Consider the following 13,917-nt stretch of genomic DNA (forward strand, 5'->3'; position numbering starts at 1 on the left):
GATGAATCAGACAGCCTTCGAAATTCTCAGGTCCACGTCCCTTCCGGGACTGTTGGAACAGGAGATCGAACGATTCATTCTCGACGGCGAGGTAGCGCCTGGCGGCCATTTGAATGAAAAGGAGATTGCGTTCCGGTTCGGCATCAGCCGCGGACCTGTCCGCGAAGCACTCCGATCGCTCGAGTCGTCAGGCCTCATCGAGCAGGTCCCCAACCGGGGCTTCTTCGTCCGCCGGCTCAGCGCAGCGGAAGCATCCGACGTTTATGACGTGCGCACGGTGCTCTTCGGCCTTGCCGGAAAGGTTCTGGCAGAACGCGCGACCGACGATGATATTGCAAGGCTGAGGCGCTTCGTCGAGGACATGGACGAAGCCATCGGCGCGGATGACCATGCCCGCTACATCTCGCTTAATTTCGCCTTGCATGAATTCATTGTCGTTCAATCAGGTAACGAAGTTCTGGCTCAGCAGTATCTGACGCTGGTCAAGCAGCTCAGGCTCCACCGGGCCCACAGCCTGATGCACGGCGACGCGATCCACGCTTCCAACCTGGAACATCACAGAATGGTCGATGCCATCGCCGCTCGCGACCCAGCGCAGGCCTTCAAAGCTCACGCCAACCATGTCGAGACGGCGAAGGGCCGGCTCATGGCGGCGACAAACCCCCTTGCATAGCACTGGAGATATGTGTGACTCCCTCACTCGACATTACGGCCCAGGCCATACGTTTCATAGAACGCACGACCTATGCGGATTTGCCGGAAGAGGCGCTCATTATTGGCCGGCGTTGCATGGTCGATACGGCGGGCCTGTATCTGGCCGGTAGCCGCGAGGCTTCGGTTGAAATCCTTATTGGCGATGCATTGGATCAGGCCGGGCGCGAGGACGCCCCCCTGCCGGGTGCCGGGACGAAGAAGGTTCCGGCCCCCCTGGCCGCCCGCGTATGGGGCACTGCCGGACACGCCCACGATTGGGATGATACGCAGGTTTCGCACGATCCGGCCCATGTCTACGGCCTGCTCACGCATCCGTCTGTTCCACCCCTGACCGCCGCGCTTATCATTGCCAGCCGCGAAGGGATCGTGGATGGGCGTGAATTGATGCTCGCTTTCCAGGTGGGTTTCGAAGTCGAATGCAAGATCGCGGAATGGATGAAACCACGCCACTATCGACGCGGCCACCATACGAGCGGTACCGTCGGCACGTTCGGGGCGACGGCGGCTGCCGCGAAACTCCTCGGGTTGAAGGGCGACGCGCTCGCACACGCGCTCGGATTGGCCGCAAGTTTTGCCGCTGGAATACGCGCCAATTTCGGCACCATGACGAAGCCGCTCCATGTCGGCCGGGCCTGCGAGAATGGCGTAACCGCAGCGCTGCTTGCCGCACGCGGCTTCGAGGCTGACCCTTCAGTCCTCGACGGTCAGTGGGGTTTCTTCTCGGTGATGGGTGAGGGTCTCGATCTGGATAAGGCAGCCGCGGGATTCGCCGCGCCCCTGACGATAATCGAGCCCGGCGTCAGTATAAAGCCGTACCCTTCGGGCATTCTCACGCATCAATCAATGGATGCGATGTTGAAGCTGGTGATCGACCATGATCTCAAGCCTGAAGAGGTAGAGCGCATCAGGTTCTTTGCTGGCAAAAACATCATCGAACCGATCCGCTATCCGATTGCGCAGAACCATCTGCAGGCGAAGTTCTCCATGCCCGCACTGCTCGCCATGATCATTCTGTGCCGGCGGGCAAGCCATCATGAATTCGAGGACAGCTTTGTTGCCGGCGAGGCGATGCAGGATCTTCAGGCACGAACCGACGTGATAAACGATCCGGCTATCGACGCGGCGGGGTACGACCGCATACGGTCGCGCATCGAAGTGGTTACGAAGGACGGCCGGACATTGGTGCAGGAGGCGGACGAGCGCTATCGGGGCGGCCCGTCCAACCCGATCAGCGATGCCGGTCTGGATGACAAGTTCCGCATGTGCGCCGAGGGCGTCATTGATCGTGAAGCGCAGGAAGAATTACTCGCGCTCGTGCGAAATATCGATGACGGCGCCGACGTCGGCCGCTGCATGGAATTGATCAGCGGGGAAGGAAAAGCCCCGTGAACTCAGTTTTGAGGAAGCCGTTCTGGAGAAACGGTAGCTAAATGGGAGAGAGAAATGACATTCATCAAGTCTATCGGCCAGGCAGTGCTTGGCCTTGCCACGCTAGCGATTGTTTCTGGCGCAAATGCCCAAGCTGAACCACTGCCATACCCGAACAAGGTGGTGACGCTGGTGACGCACTCAAGTCCCGGCGGTGGCAGCGACGTGTTCCTGCGCGAAATGACCAAATATCTCGGCAAGTACATCGACGCCACCTTCATCGTGGAAAATGTCCAGGGTGGCAGCGGCGCCAAGGCCATGGCTCGGGTTGCGAGCGGGCCAGCCGACGGAAGCGTCTTTTACGCGACGACGCCGACTTACATCTACACATCCTTGATGAGCAAGCCGCAGAGCACCTACAAGGACATGGATCCGCTGGTGAACATCTTCGCCGACAGCGAAGTGATCTACACGCGAACGGATGGGCCCTACAAGTCGCTGAAGGACGTGATCGAGCATGCCAAGAAAGAACGCGGTCGGTGGGGCGCAGCCAATCCCGCATCCCTGGAACGGCAGGCGGCCGAGCAGCTGAAGCGCGCCGCAGGCGTGACACCGGCAATCGTCACTCATGAGGGCGGCGGCGACATGATGCTCAATGTTCTCAACGGCACGCTCGACATCGGTATTGGCGAGATCCAGGAGCTTCGATCGCAACTCGATGCCGGCAAGATTACGCTGCTCGCTACATTCAATCCTGAACGCATCACCGAAAAGCCCGATGTGCCTACCGTAAAGGAATTGGGCTACGACGTCAGCCTGGTGAAGTTCCGTGGCCTCGCTGGCCCCAAGGGCGTTCCGGATGCCACCAAGGCGGTCTGGGACGAGGCGATAAAGAACCTGCTGGCCGATCCGGAATACAAGAAAGCCTATACGGCCGAAGTGCTCGTTCCCCAGTTGATCGGAGAAAAGGACTATCCGGCATTCATCAACAATTTTGCCACGTCGACCGAGGAATTCCTGAAATCGACGGGCGCCATCAAGTGAGATTGATCGCGGGGGCTGGCGAAAAAGGCTGGCCCCTCGTCGATCATCGTTAAGGGTTGATCCATGAGAAAAGACCTTATCAGCGGCCTCGTTCTCCTTGCTGGCGCAGGTACCTACTATGCCTGGGCAGGTGAAATCGCCGACAGCACTTTGTCGGACGAGGTTGGCGCGGCCGGACTGCCGCATGTGCTTGCCATCGTACTTGCCATCCTCGGAATACTGCTTATGGGGCGGACGTTGCTCGCAAGCCAGGCACGGCAGGTGGCGGCGGGAGCGGATGACGATGAAGGAGACGCGCGTCTTCCGCGTGCCGTTGGCTTCTTGCTGTTCGGTGCCGCCTACGTGATCCTTTTGCCTTTCGTCGGCTACGTCATCGGTACCGCCCTCCTCATCGGGGGGATCGCGCTTTACGAGGGCGCGCCGCGCACTTGGATCGTACCGGTTGCCGCCATTGGCGGTGGCATTTTCTACTGGGCCGTCTTCGTCAAACTGCTCGGGGTCCACCAGCCGGCAGGTTCGCTGGTACAGGGGTTATTTTGATGGCGACGATTATGGACATAATCAGGCTTCTGACGGAAACGCCGCTCATTTTCGTTTCCATCGCCGGCCTCACCTGGGGCATTCTCGGCGGCGCCCTGCCGGGCATTTCGGCTTCCATCACCATGGCCCTTGTACTGCCGTTCACCTATACGATGGATCCTGCGCAGGCGATAGCCTTGCTCGCCTGCGTCTATATCGGCGCCGAGTATGGCGGATCGATCCCGGCGATCCTGATCAGGACGCCGGGCACCAATTCTTCCGCGGCCACTGTGATCGACGGTTACGAACTCAATCGCCAGGGGCGCGCCGGCGAAGCGCTCGGTATCTCCCTGATGTCGGGGGTGATCGGCAGCCTGTTCGGCCTCGCGATGCTGATAATGCTGACGGAGCCACTGTCGTGGCTGGCGCTGGCATTTACGCCTGCCTCCTATTTCGGGCTCGGTATCCTTGGCCTCAGCGTGATTGCCTCGATGAGCGGAGGCTCGCTGATCAAGGGTCTTGCGGCTGCAACTGTCGGCCTGATGATCGCAACAGTGGGCACCGATCCGATATCCGGGGTGACACGCTTTACCTTCGACATACCCGACCTCTTGGGCGGCGTCGAACCGGTGCTGGTGATGGTCGGCCTCTTTGCGTTGACGGAGTTGATGAGCCAATCGGGGTCGACCAACACGGCGCAGCTCAATCAGAAAATCAAGATCAAGCTGCCAAGCCTTGCTGTCATGAACAGGCTCAAGCGTTCGCAATTCATCGGCTGCGTGCTTGGCCTGTTCGAAGGGCTCACCCCCGGCGGCGGCGGTTCGATTGCAGCGTTCATGTCCTATAACGAGGCAAAGCGCTGGTCGAAGACACCGCATTTGTTTGGCAAGGGGTCCGAGGAGGGCGTCGCTGCGCCTGAGGCCGCCAATAACACGGTGGCAAGCACCGCGCTGATCCCGCTTCTCAGCTTCGGCATCCCGAGTTCCAATTCGACGGCCGTCCTGCTTGGCGGCCTTTTGATGCACGGGCTGATTCCTGGACCGCGCCTGTTCGAACAGAGCGCCCAGGTGATCGACAGCATTTACGTCGGCTCGTTCATTGCGATCATTGCGCAAATCGGTGTCGGCATCATCATCCTTCCGGCCTGCATTTGGCTGGTCAATCGTCCGCGCCCCTACCGCGCTGGCTTCATCTTCGCGCTTATCCTGTCGGGCATTTTCACGCTGAACAACAGCCTGTTCGACCTTGGAATTGCGCTCGCGCTTGGCCTGGTCGGCTTCCTTATGCGCATCGCCGGATTCCCGGTCCTGCCGATGATTCTTGGCGTCGTACTCGGCCACATGGTCGAATCGAGTTATCGCCGCTCGCTGGTGCTTTCGGGGGGTGACCACATGATCTTTCTTCAGGATCCCATCGCCGTGGCGCTGCTTTCCATCGCGCTCATATTCGTCGTTTTCTCGCTTAGCCGCGAAGTGCGCGACGCCCGCAAGACCAGAATAGAGGAAGCCCGTTCATGAACCAGACCGTTCCCCCAGTGTTGCCCGTCGCGGCAAGACTGGCGAGTTTTGCCGCGGAATGCACACCGCCGGCCGCCGTCGACGCAGTCAGCCGGCGGCTCCTGTTCGATATTGTCGGTCTGGCCGTTGCTGCCCGCGGCACCGACTATGTCGGAGCGGCACTGGCAAGTGCCGTGGATGCCGGAAGCTGCACCGCTTTCGGTCATGAACGCCAACTCGGGCTTTACGATGCAGCGCTCGTCAATGGCACAGCTGCACACGGCGAAGATTTCGACGACACCTTCGAGGGTGGTCCCATTCATGCCGGCGCGGTGGTTGTCTCCGCGGTCCTTGCGATCGCCGAAAGGCGCGGACTTGACGGGCGCGCCGCCATGCGGGGCATCGCGGTGGGCGCTGAACTCATGTGCCGGATGAGCCTGGTAGCACCGCAGGCAACGCACAAGGCGGGCTTTCATCCGACTGCCATATTCGGCGCGCCGGCAGCGGCGGCCGCTGTCTGTGCAGCGCTGGGGCTGGGGGCCGACGTGATTGGACGTGCCCTCGGAATTTCGGGCAGCCTTGCTTCCGGCATCATTGAGTATCTTGCAGATGGCAGCTCGACAAAGCGTCTGCATGCGGGCGCTGCAGCGCAGGCCGGCGTGCGAGCCGCCCTGCTCGCAGAAGCCGGCTTCACAGGTCCCATAAGCGTTTTCGAAGGCTCACATGGAATGTACAGGGCCTTTGCTCCGTCCAAGGCACCCGATTTCATGCCGTTGCTCGAGGGGCTGGGCAAGCAGTGGATCGTCGAGACGCTGGCATTCAAACCCTACGCCTGCGGAACCATGACCCAGCCCTTCATCGATTGCGCCAAGAAGCTGGCGGCGCTCCGTATTCGGGCCGAGGACATTGCATCCATCGTCTGCAAGGTGGGGGAGGGCACGGTTCATCGTCTATGGGAACCATTGGCCGAAAAACGAAGGCCGCCGAATGGTTATGCCGGCAAGTTTTCGACACCCTATTGCATGGCAGTCGGATTCCTGGATGGGGAGGCCGGGCTGGGGCAGTTTACCGATGAGCGGGTGCGCGATGCCGCGATCCGAGCGCTGGCAGCCAAGATCTCGTATGTAATCAATCCGGCCGATCCCTATCCGTCGAATTTTACCGGCCACCTCAAGGCGGTTTTGAAAGACGGCACGGTTCATGAATTCCACCAGCCCTATATGCGCGGCGGAGCGCGCGAACCCTTGCCTGACGCCGAGATGGAGAGCAAGTTCGAAGCGAATCTGCGCTTTGGTGGCCTGCGGGAGCGCAGCATTGCGGCGCTGCGCGCATCCCTAGACCAAATCGCGGCCGGCGGCGCTATCGATTTGGCGGGAGCACGCGCATGAACGCGGATCAAACAACGCGGCGGGAACTCGACGGACAGGTCGCGCTGGTAACCGGTGCCTCGCGCAACATCGGTCGGGCGATCGCCCTTGCCCTGGCTGACGCCGGCGCCGGGATCGCCATTGTGGCCAGAGCGGATCAGGCGGCGGCGGAGGCTGTTGCACGTGAGGTCGAGCAACGGGGCAGCCGCGCCGTCGTCCTTCTTGGTGATGTGGCGAATGAAGCCGATGCCGATCGCCTCGTCGGGCATGCGGCCGCACAGCTCGGGCGCCTCGACATCCTCGTCAACAATGCCGCCATACGGCGTGAAGCCCCCATTGAAGCCTTGTCGTTCGAGGATTGGCGGGAAGTAATGAGCGTGACGCTCGATGGCGCGTTCCTCATGAGCCGCGCGGCGATCCCTCATTTACTCTCCGGCGGAAGGGGTACCATCATAAACATTGGCGGATTGACGGCTTACACCGGCGCGGTGCACCGCGCCCATGTCATATCGGCCAAGGCCGGGCTCGACGGCTTCACCAAGGCACTGGCCCATGAACTTGGACCGCGTGGAGTAACGGTGAACCTGGTTTCTCCGGGAATGATCGATACGAACCGCGTGCATGCATCGTCTGGCGGTGAGCCCGCGCACCACAACACCACGCGCACGCTTGTGGGAAGGCGCGGAACGCCTGAAGAAGTTGCAGCTGCGGTCATGTATTTCGCGAGCGAGCCGGCCCGGTTTGTGACCGGCCAGACCCTGCACGTCAATGGCGGCGCTTTCCTGCCCTGATCCGCCAGGGGTGTGTTGGACTCGAATACAGGCTTGATCCATGGGCGGTCCACCCTCCTGAGGGTCTCAGTGAAAGGACGGCATTGCCCGTGTCAGATCTTTCCGATTCCTTGCCGCCGCCGCGCCTGCGTTCGCTTTTCCTGCTCTGCTTCAAGATAGGCATATTGAGCTTTGGCGGCGGCCTGACCGGCTGGCTGTATCAGGGGTTCGTGCTGCAACATCGCTGGATCGATGAAGATGACTTCGCCAGCAGTCTTGCTATCTCACAGATGTTGCCTGGTGCGAATGTGGTCAATCTGGTCATTTGCATGGGCGAACAACTTCGCGGCCCCATTGGAGCGCTAAGTTGCGTCGTTGGCTTCCTCGTTGGCCCGTTCTTCGCCGTCATTGCGCTTTGCCAGGTGTTCGATGCGCTGGCAGGCTTTGCATTGCTGCCCGCCATCTCCGACGGAGTGGCCTTTGCGGCGATGGGTTTGCTGGTCGTCATGTGCATCCACGGCCTTCGGCGGGCCATGCGCTTTCCTCCCTCGGTCGCAATCGTTGTTATCACCGCATTCCTCGTTGGAGTGCTTGAGATGCCGCTGATACCGGTGGTGCTTGTGCTGGCGCCAATCAGCGTCGCTCTGTCTTGGCGCAGGGCGTGATCGTGCGGTTCGACACACTCGTTGCCATAGCCCTCGTGTTCGTCCCGTTTTCCCTGACTTCAATCGGGGGCGGCAGCGCAATCGTGGCGGGTATCCAGCACGAAGCCGTGACCGTTCATGGTTGGGTGAGTTCCCGGGAGTTCCTCGATCTTTTTGCCGTGTCGCGGGCGGCACCGGGTCCGGGCATGATGCTGGCAACCGTCATCGGCTGGCGGGTGGCGGGTTGGCTGGGCGCGGCAATAGCGACGCTCGCGCTGTTCGTGCCGTCTTCGATGCTGTGCTATGCGGTGTTCAAATTGACCAACAACCATCGCCAGAAACGCTGGCACCGTGCCATGCGCGAAGGACTGGCTCCTGTGGGCATTGGACTGATCATCGCCGGAATCATCTCGCTGTTCCGGCTGTCGCACGGCGGACCATCGGCCATTGCCATTATTGGCCTCGCCGCCGCCATCTTCCTGTGGATGCCGAGATTTCCGGTGCTCGGCGTGCTGGTTCTCGGCGGCCTGGTCGCTGCGCTCGCCGCAACTGGGTTTTAAACCTTAGAAATCAAGCTGTTTGAAGCGCACCAATTGGCTTGCGAGCCTAATTGCGTTTTCGAAAGCGCCGGTATCGGCAACTCCTTTGCCGACGATATCGAATGCCGTGCCGTGCGCAGGCGTCGTAAACACCGTATCGAGCCCCGCCGTGACCGTTACGCCCCGGTTGAAGCCCCGCATCTTCGTCGCGATCTGCCCCTGATCGTGATACATGGCAAGAACCCCATCAAATTCTCCCGCAAAGGCCTTGAGATAGACCGTATCGGATGGAAACGGCCCTTTGCAGTCAATACCCTTGGCCGCCATGGCCTCTACGGCTGGACGGATAATTTCGATCTCGTCCGTACCGAAAAGACCGTTCTCTCCGGCATGCGGATTAAGCGCTGCGACCGCAAGACGGGGTTTCGCTATGCCGGCCTTGCGCATCATGGTCGTGGCAAGGACGATCGCCTCCTCAATGGCCGGTCGCGTGATCTGGTCGACTGCCTGGCGCAACGAGACATGCGAGGTAACACGGGACATCCATTGACCGTCGAGCACGTTCATCTCGCTGAAATAGCTGTGATGACCGAGGAGATGGGCGAACATCTTGTGTTCATCCGGGAATTTCCAGCCGCCATCGTACATGGCCCGCTTGTTCAACGGAGCAAAGGTTACCGCATCGACCTCGCCTGCCAGCGCGAAGTCGATCGCACGGGCCAGCGTGTCTCCGGTCAATTGGCCGGATTCGGCGCTCGCTATGCCCGGCTCATAGAGCGAAGGATCGGTGTTGCCGAGGTCGATCAGCGGCACGGCGTTATCCGACCAGTCGACGGAAGCCGGAGACTGGTAGGTTCGATATGCAAACGATACGCCGGCCTGCCGTTTCCCGAGATCGAGGGTGCGAGCGTCGCCCACGACAACGATGCGGGCCACATCGGCCATGCGCTGGTCATGCAGGATGCGGGCGGTCTGCTCGGGTCCGATGCCGGTACAATCGCCGGCGGTGAGCGCGATGACGGGGCGTTCGCTGTTCATGGTTTCCTCATCTGTTCTTCGGGCAGCCGGACGGCCTCGGCGATCGCACGACCGCAGGTGATGGTGTCGGCTCGTCCGCCCAGATCTCCCGTACGCAGCGCCGGATCCATAAGGACGCTTTCTATTGCCGTCACGATTGCCGCTGCCGCCTGCGGATGACCCAGATGATCGAGCATCATGGCGCCCGCCCATATTTGGCCGATCGGATTGGCGATGCCCTTGCCGGCGATATCCGGCGCCGAGCCATGGACAGGTTCGAAGAGCGAGGGGAACAGGCGTTCCGGATTGATGTTGCCGGACGGCGCAATTCCAATCGTACCCGTACAGGCAGGACCAAGATCGGAGAGAATGTCACCGAAGAGATTGGAGGCCACGACCACATCGAAGCGATCCGGATTGAGCACGAAATGCGCGCAAAGGATATCGATGTGATACTTGTCCCAGCGCACGTCGCCATAGCTCTTGGCCATCTCTTCGACGCGCTCATCCCAGTAGGGCATGGTGATCGAAATGCCATTGGATTTTGTTGCCGACGTCAGATGCTTCTTGGTACGGCTTTGGGCAAGCTCAAAGGCAAAGCGGAGAATGCGGTCGATGCCGACCCGGCTCATCACCGTTTCCTGCACGACGATCTCGCGCTCGGTTCCCGGATACATCTTGCCGCCGATGGAGGAATATTCGCCCTCGGTGTTCTCGCGAACCACGAAGAAGTCGATATCGCCGGGCTCGCGTCCGGCCAGCGGCGACGGCACGCCGGGCATCAGGCGGACGGGCCGCAAATTCACATACTGGTCGAACTCCCGGCGAAACTGCAGAAGCGAGCCCCATAGAGAGATATGATCGGGAACCGTCTCGGGCCAGCCAACAGCACCGAAGTAAATGGCATCGTGCCCGCCAATCAGTTCCTTCCAGTTCTCCGGCATCATGCGGCCATGCTCGGCGTAGTAGTCGCACGAGGCAAAGTCGAAGCTGTCGAATTTGAGATCGAGGTCGAACTTTTCAGCGACCGCCGTAAGGACGCGTAGTCCCTCCGGCATGACTTCCTTGCCGATGCCGTCGCCGGCGATAACGGCAATCCTGAAGCTGTTTGCAGTCATGTGAATGCGTCCTTATTCGTTGTCGCCAAGGATGGCAGCGCAGACCGCTTCCGTGACCATGTCCGTGGTCGCGCTGCCGCGCAGGTCCGGTGTGTGCAATGACGGGTCGGCGGTCACGCGTTCGATTGCGCGCATCAGGCGTGCAGCTGCAGCCGTTTCGCCAAGGTGTTCGAGCATCATTACTGCTGACCAGAAGGTTCCAACCGGATTGGCGATCCCCTTGCCGGTGATATCGAACGCCGAACCATGGATCGGCTCGAACATCGAGGGGTATTGCCGTTCCGGATTAAGGTTTGCCGTGGGTGCAATGCCGATCGATCCGGCAAGGGCTGCTGCGAGATCGGAAAGAATATCGGCATGAAGATTGGTCGCGACAATAGTATCAAGAGAGGCAGGATTGAGAGTCATGCGTACCGTCATTGCATCGACGAGCATCTTGTCCCAGGTCACGTCGGGAAATTCGGCTGCAACGTCCTTGGCGATTTCATCCCACAATACCATCCCGTGTCGCTGTGCATTGGATTTGGTGACGACGGTCAGCAGCTTTCGCGGCCGCGACTGCGCGAGTTCGAAAGCAAAGCGCATGATGCGGGTAACGCCGACGCGGGTGAAGATCGAGACTTCCGTAGCGATTTCTTCCGGCAGCCCCCGATGCGAGCGACCGCCCTGGCCGGCATATTCGCCTTCCGAGTTTTCACGGACGATGACCCAGTCAAGGTCCTTGGCTGTTACGCCACGCAGCGGACTTTCGATCCCCGGCAGAATCCTCGTCGGACGGACGTTGGCATATTGGTCGAACGGCTGGCATATGGCGAGGCGCAGACCCCATAGGGTCAGGTGATCCGGCACGTCAGGAGCACCGACAGCCCCGAAATAAATAGCGTCGTATCTTTTCAACTGCTCGATGCCGTCATCAGGCATGAGATGACCGTGTTGTTTGTAGAAATCCGATCCCCACGGAAATTCTGTGATCGCGGCCTGGAAGTTGCCGTCGCGACGGGCACTTGCATCGAGAACGCGCAGGCCGGCAGCGACCACTTCCTTGCCAATTCCGTCCCCAGGAATGGCCGCTATCTGATGTGTCCTCATGAAAATAACTCCCGCTGCTGCGCTCCCAAGATACTCCGATGCCGAATATTCGCAAGATTGTCAATTACAAACTGTTGACAATTTACCAAAAAGGGCATGAGTTCCTGTACCTGAAAGCATATGCTCGTCTGGACCAAAGCAAGGAGACATATTATGGCGCCGATCGAACCGATATCCGCAATGCCGCCATTCGCTGAAGAAAAGGGAAAGCTCATGCACGGCTTTCGCTATGAGCGCATCCGAACGGCTGGCGCCGAAGTCAACGTCGCGATTGGCGGTGAGGGTCCGCCGCTGCTGCTCCTGCACGGCAATCCGCTGACACATGTGAGCTGGCACAGGATAGCACCGGCACTTGCCAGGCGGTTTACCGTTGTGACTCCCGACCTGCGCGGCTACGGCGACAGCTCGAAACCGGATGGGGGTGAGGACCATTCTGGCTATTCGTTCAGGGCAATGGGCGAGGATAATGCGGAAATCATGTCGAAGCTGGGGTTCGACAGGTTTCAGGTGGCGGGTCACGACCGCGGCGCTCGTGTCGCTTTTCGAATGGGCCTGGACTATCCCGATCGTATCGAGCGCCTGGCCGCCCTCGATATTGTGCCAACCCATCATGCGCTGACAAATGTGACGCTGGGGTGGGGTATCGAGGCCTATCATTGGTTTTTCATGGCGCAGAAGGCGCCATTTCCCGAAAAGCTGCTGACGGCCGATCTCGCCTATTACATCGATTACAAACTGAACAAGAAGGGGGTGGGCCTCGAAATATTCTCCCCCGAAGCAATGGCCGAGTACAAGCGCTGCACCACGCCTGAACAGATACATGCTGTCTGTGAGGATTATCGGGCCACTGTCAGTGTTGATCTTGCAATGGATACCGCCGATTTCGGCAAGAAGACGATCGATTGCCCTGTCCTGGTGCTCTGGGGCGCAAACAGCCATTGCGGTCGACACTTCAAACCGCTTGAAGCCTGGAAACCATGGGCTCCAGATTTACGCGGCTGGGCAATTCCGACCGGGCATTATCCCGCCGAGCAACGGCCGGATATCGTCTATGATGCGTTCGGCAAATTCTTTACCGGGGAAGAGCCGCTGCCTTTTGCCGCCTGAGCATCACCGCCCTCCCGCCCACCTTACGTGAGCGGTGAGGGCGGGCGACCCTTAACCGATTGCCGCCAGTATGCCTCGGGTCATGCCGGCGGTATCGGCAGTTCCCCGGATATCGCGCGTGCGGGTGGCGGGATTGGCCAGCGCAATAGCGATTGCCCGCTCCATGATCGACGCCGCCTCGACAGCCTTCGCTATCCCGCGATTGTGCCCGAGCCATTCGATCATCATGCGGGCGGATTCGATCATTGCAAAGGGATTGGCAATGCCCTTTCCGGCGATGTCCGGCGCTGACCCATGAGTGGCCTGGGCCATCGCCAGATTGCCTTCGCCGATGCAAAGGCCGGGCGCCATGCCGAGTCCGCCGACGAGACCGGCCGCTTCATCCGTCAGGATGTCGCCGAACATGTTTGTCGTGACGATCACATCGAAGCTCTGCGGATCGCGAATAAGACGCATGGCCATCGTGTCGACGATCACCTCGTCGACAGTGACGTCCGGAAATTCCTTGGCCACCCGATGGCATTCCTCGACGAACATCCCGCAGCCAAGTTTGAACACGGTGTTCTTGTGAACGAGCGTCAGGCGCTTCTTGCGCTGCTGCGCAATCTCGAGCGCCGCGCGGGCCACCCGTGCTGAACCGACGCGCGTGATAACCCGGACCGAGATGGTGACATCTTCGGTCGGCCGGAATTCGCCGGAACCTGCCACCACATTTCGGTCCGGCTGGAAACCTTCATTGTTTTCCCGCACGATCACAAGGTCGATGCCCTCATGAATGGCGCCGAGCCCTGGAAAGGATTTTGTAGGCCGGACATTGGCAAACAGATTGAACCCCTTGCGCATGATCGGATGCGGATTGATCGCCCCCGGAACCTTCGGATAGGCCTGGTGTCCGATCGGACCCAGAATGAAGCCGTCCATGTTGGCGAGGGTCTCCATGGTGCCTTCAGGAAAGGTCGAGCCGTGCGTATCCAGCGCGCTGCGTCCGATTGGCATCGGACGCCAGTCGATCTCGAGGCCGGTCCTCGCCGCGGCGGCGCGGGTGACTTCGACCGCTGCCGGGACGATTTCATGGCCGATATCATCACCGTTCAGTATCCCGATTACGAGATGGGCAGTCATCTG

The 13,917-nt window shown here is 60.2% G+C and carries 14 protein-coding genes; 10 read left to right on the forward strand and 4 right to left on the reverse strand.

The genetic code is table 11. The features are described from left to right. Nucleotide 1: 1 nt before the first annotated feature. From GF108_RS20310 to GF108_RS20350, 9 genes are all read left to right on the forward strand, one after another. A complete protein-coding gene (locus tag GF108_RS20310) occupies nt 2–673 on the forward strand; it encodes an FCD domain-containing protein (RefSeq protein ID WP_153670144.1) in 672 nt (223 codons plus the stop codon). Nucleotides 674–687: 14 nt separating this feature from the next. Then, nucleotides 688–2,103, forward strand: coding sequence for an MmgE/PrpD family protein (locus GF108_RS20315; protein WP_370462239.1), 1,416 nt, complete (start codon nt 688–690; stop codon nt 2,101–2,103). Between the two features lie 54 nt (nt 2,104–2,157). After that, nucleotides 2,158–3,126, forward strand: a complete 969-nt coding sequence (locus GF108_RS20320; RefSeq protein ID WP_027232704.1) for a tripartite tricarboxylate transporter substrate binding protein — start codon at nt 2,158–2,160, stop codon at nt 3,124–3,126. A 63-nt stretch (nt 3,127–3,189) separates the two neighbouring features. Next, nucleotides 3,190–3,666 (forward strand): tripartite tricarboxylate transporter TctB family protein, encoded by a 477-nt coding sequence (locus GF108_RS20325; RefSeq protein ID WP_153670146.1) that lies wholly within the window; start codon nt 3,190–3,192, stop codon nt 3,664–3,666. After that, nucleotides 3,666–5,162 (forward strand): tripartite tricarboxylate transporter permease, encoded by a 1,497-nt coding sequence (locus tag GF108_RS20330; RefSeq protein WP_153670147.1) that lies wholly within the window; start codon nt 3,666–3,668, stop codon nt 5,160–5,162. Before GF108_RS20325 ends, GF108_RS20330 begins: the two co-directional genes overlap by 1 nt. Continuing rightward, complete coding sequence (locus GF108_RS20335; RefSeq protein WP_153670148.1) at nt 5,159–6,529, forward strand: MmgE/PrpD family protein; 1,371 nt, start codon at nt 5,159–5,161, stop codon at nt 6,527–6,529. Before GF108_RS20330 ends, GF108_RS20335 begins: the two co-directional genes overlap by 4 nt. Continuing rightward, nucleotides 6,526–7,299 carry an SDR family NAD(P)-dependent oxidoreductase gene (locus tag GF108_RS20340; protein ID WP_153670149.1) on the forward strand — a complete coding sequence of 258 codons (774 nt, stop codon included), beginning with the start codon at nt 6,526–6,528 and terminating at the stop codon, nt 7,297–7,299. The genes GF108_RS20335 and GF108_RS20340 overlap by 4 nt, the downstream gene beginning before the upstream one ends. An 89-nt stretch (nt 7,300–7,388) precedes the next feature. Next, on the forward strand, nt 7,389–7,943 hold the full coding sequence (locus GF108_RS20345) for a chromate transporter (protein ID WP_172982687.1): 555 nt from the start codon (nt 7,389–7,391) through the stop codon (nt 7,941–7,943). 2 nt (nt 7,944–7,945) lie between these two features. Continuing rightward, nucleotides 7,946–8,482 carry a chromate transporter gene (locus GF108_RS20350; RefSeq protein ID WP_370462240.1) on the forward strand — a complete coding sequence of 179 codons (537 nt, stop codon included), beginning with the start codon at nt 7,946–7,948 and terminating at the stop codon, nt 8,480–8,482. 3 nt (nt 8,483–8,485) lie between these two features. Here GF108_RS20350 and GF108_RS20355 read toward each other — a convergent pair whose 3' ends face one another. The 3 genes from GF108_RS20355 to GF108_RS20365 are packed head-to-tail and all read right to left on the reverse strand — an operon-like array spanning nt 8,486 to nt 11,685. Further along, complete coding sequence (locus tag GF108_RS20355) at nt 8,486–9,499, reverse strand: PdxA family protein (RefSeq protein ID WP_153670152.1); 1,014 nt, start codon at nt 9,497–9,499, stop codon at nt 8,486–8,488. After that, a complete protein-coding gene (locus GF108_RS20360; protein WP_153670153.1) occupies nt 9,496–10,596 on the reverse strand; it encodes a tartrate dehydrogenase in 1,101 nt (366 codons plus the stop codon). Before GF108_RS20360 ends, GF108_RS20355 begins: the two co-directional genes overlap by 4 nt. A 12-nt stretch (nt 10,597–10,608) precedes the next feature. Further along, entirely contained in the window at nt 10,609–11,685 is a 1,077-nt protein-coding gene (locus tag GF108_RS20365) for a tartrate dehydrogenase (protein ID WP_153670154.1), read from the reverse strand. Nucleotides 11,686–11,838: 153 nt separating this feature from the next. Between GF108_RS20365 and GF108_RS20370 the strand changes: the two genes are divergently transcribed. Then, a complete protein-coding gene (locus GF108_RS20370) occupies nt 11,839–12,792 on the forward strand; it encodes an alpha/beta fold hydrolase (protein ID WP_246664045.1) in 954 nt (317 codons plus the stop codon). Between the two features lie 51 nt (nt 12,793–12,843). Here the strand turns inward: GF108_RS20370 and GF108_RS20375 are convergent, their stop codons facing one another. Further along, the gene (locus GF108_RS20375; RefSeq protein ID WP_153670155.1) at nt 12,844–13,914 is read right to left on the reverse strand and encodes an isocitrate/isopropylmalate dehydrogenase family protein; all 1,071 of its coding nucleotides are present in this window, start codon (nt 13,912–13,914) and stop codon (nt 12,844–12,846) included. Nucleotides 13,915–13,917: the final 3 nt, after the last annotated feature.

Source organism: Phyllobacterium sp. SYP-B3895 (assembly GCF_009647635.1).
Classification (GTDB): Bacteria; Pseudomonadota; Alphaproteobacteria; order Rhizobiales; family Rhizobiaceae; genus Phyllobacterium; species Phyllobacterium pellucidum.